At 61.4% G+C, this 2,831-nt stretch carries 2 protein-coding genes; both read left to right on the plus strand.

Going from position 1 to position 2,831, the window contains the following annotated elements; all coding sequences use genetic code 11:
• Positions 1 to 2,295 (plus strand): YhdP family protein (locus tag ACC569_RS14435; RefSeq protein WP_372524222.1); only part of this gene is annotated, 2,295 nt, incomplete at its 5' end.
• A 107-nt stretch (positions 2,296 to 2,402) separates the two neighbouring features.
• Positions 2,403 to 2,831 (plus strand): nitrilase-related carbon-nitrogen hydrolase (locus tag ACC569_RS14440; protein ID WP_372524223.1); only part of this gene is annotated, 429 nt, incomplete at its 3' end.

The following is a 2,831-nucleotide window of genomic DNA, read 5'->3' on the forward strand; positions in this document are numbered from 1 at the left end:
GACGGAAACGGCGCGCATGCCGCGCGCTACTACCCGGTTTATCATTTGTCACCCGCCACGCTGGCGTGGATGGAGCGGTCCTTCGTCGCTGGCGAGATTACCCAGGGTTATCTGGTTTATGACGGACCCATCCACGATTTTCCTTTTCGCAATCACTCGGGCAAATTCGAATTACGCGGACACGTACGCCGCGCGGTTTACCAATTCCTGCCCGGCTGGGAACCGATCAAGCAGGGAGAGGTCGACGTTGCCGTCAACAACTCCGAGGTGCTGGTGACCGGCACCGGCAAAATCGGCAGTCTCAACGCGAGCCAGGTTGTGGTCCAGGCCCGGGATACCAGCGATGGTCATCGCGTTGTGCACGTGGGTGGCAAGGTCACCGGTCCGGTCAACGACACATTGAACGTCCTGCGCGAGGTCAAGCCCGAGCCCGGCACGGCGCGCTGGCTTGCCTATGTACCGGCCGGGTTGCAGGGTGTTGGCGAGGGTGCGCTCAGTCTGGATCTGACGATTCCCCTGGGCGATGTGCACTCCACGGCGATTAACGGCGAATACCGTTTCCTGAAAAGCACGCTGCGGTTTCCCGGCACCGGCGTGGTGGCCGAGGGACTTGAGGGCAGCGTGCGCTTCACGGAGTCGGGTATCCGTGAAGGTGCTTTGCGGTCACGGTTTCTCGGCGGCGAAACGGTTCTGGCCGCGGGCCAGGACAAGGGCCAGCTGCGCATTCACGGAGAGGGCGTTATTTCCGCGCCGGGGGTCGCGCCCCTGCTGGGCGCTCAGATCGCCGCGCGCGTTTCGGGTGGCGTCAACTGGAATGCCACTTGGCGGTGGAGCAATGACATGGGCGACCTGCGCGCCGAAGCCGAGCTGCGAAATCTGAAAATATCGCTCCCGGCGCCGCTCGACCGGCCGAAGGGACTGGCCGAGGAAAAACTTATTGTCCGCACCGAGTCGAGCACGCGTGACAATATTATGCTGGGGGTCAGCGTGGGCAATCGCATGAGCGGTAGACTCCTGTTCGGACGCGAGACAGACGGCTGGAGCCTGACGCGCGGCCGGATCGGCTTCGGCGAAGAATCGGTGGCGCTGCCGAAAGAACGCGGTCTGCACGTGAGCGCCCGTCTGGATGAAGTGGATATCGATCAGTGGTGGCCGTTGTTGGGCGATGGTTCCGGCGGTATCCCGACGTTGCTCAGCCGTGTGAGCGCCGAAGTGCGCTCGTTCAACATGTTCGATCGCCGGTTCGGAAATCTCTCGCTCGATTTCACCCGCAACCGCGATATCTGGAGCGGCAATGTCGGCGGTGCTTCCATGGCCGGCAGCGTGAAATTTTCCGGCAAAGGCCCCGCCGCCAGGTTCGAACTCGATCTGACGCGCCTGGTGTTGCCGGACAAGCAACACGAACGCCGTGATGAGAAGACCGACCCGCGCCGGCTGCCCACGGTGGAGCTGCGCAGCAAATCCTTTCAGCTGAGCGACAAACAACTGGGCGAACTCGATTTCATGGCGGGCCCCGGTGAGTCCGGCTGGCAAATCAGACGATTCAATCTGTCACGGCCTGAAATGAAGCTGAATGTCAGCGGCGACTGGCAATTCGTCAACAACAACCATGCCAGTGCTTTTGTTATCGAGTTCAACAGTGCCGACATGGGCAAGACCATGGAGGCTTTTGGCGTGCCGGATCAGATGTCGGGCGGCGAGGTGTCCGTGAAATCGCATTTGTCGTGGCCGGGATCGCCGGCGAATGTCCAGCTCACTACCCTGAGCGGTGGCGTCGAGATATCGGCGAAAAAGGGCCGTTTCCTGCAGGTCAAGCAGGGCGCCGGCCGTCTCTTTGGCCTGCTCGACTTGAGCGCCGTCAGCCGTTACCTGACGCTCGATTTCAGTCCGGTGTTCGGCAAGGGGTTTATCTATAATCGGATTAATGGAGAGATAAGCATCGAAAAAGGCAATGCCTATACCCACAATTTTTCCATCCGCGGGCCGGCGACACAGATCGATATCGGCGGGCGGGTAGGTCTGGCGGCGGAGGATTACGATCTGGCCATCGAATTGGAGCCGAAATTGAGCGACACCGTCACGCTCGCCACGTGGGGCGTCTGGGGTCCGCAGGTGGCCGCGGTGGTGCTGGCGGCGCAGAAGATTTTCAAGAAGCAGATCGAGGCGGGCACCCGCATCACCTATGTGGTGAAGGGCCCGTGGGGCACTCCGGCGATCACCAAGCTGGTGAAAAACAAAGAATCAAAATCCCCGGCGACGCCGTCGAAAGCGGGTGATGAAGGCGGCGTTCGATGATATCCTAGCGGCATGCGGCGAAGTTTTATTTTTCTTTTCCCTGTTGTTTCAATCCCTGATCTCCCCCGCGCAAACCGTTTCATCGGTGCCGGCCACGGAGGCGTGACGTGACGCGCGTGGCGGCGGTCCAGATGGTATCCGGTCCGGTGGTATCGGAGAACCTCGACGAAGCCGCGCGGCTTATCGACGCGGCGGTATCCGACGGTGCCAGGCTGGTCGTGCTGCCCGAGAATTTCGCGATCATGCCGCGTAACGACGCCGACCGGCTGACGGCGGTCGAAAAGGACGGTCAAGGCCCGATTCAGGAATTTCTTGCCGCACAGGCGCGCCGGCACCGTGTCTGGCTCGTGGGCGGTACGATACCGCTCGCCGCGAAGAGCGCTAACAAGGTGCGTGCCGCCTGTCTGCTGTTCAACGATCGCGGGGAACGCGTGGCGCGCTACGACAAGATTCATCTTTTTGACGTGAGCCTCGACAATGGCGAGCAATATCTGGAGTCGCGCAGCTTCGAGCCGGGCGATGAGGTCGTTGTGGCC

The organism is Sulfuricaulis sp., from assembly GCF_041499725.1.
Taxonomy (GTDB): domain Bacteria; phylum Pseudomonadota; class Gammaproteobacteria; order Acidiferrobacterales; family Sulfurifustaceae; genus Sulfuricaulis.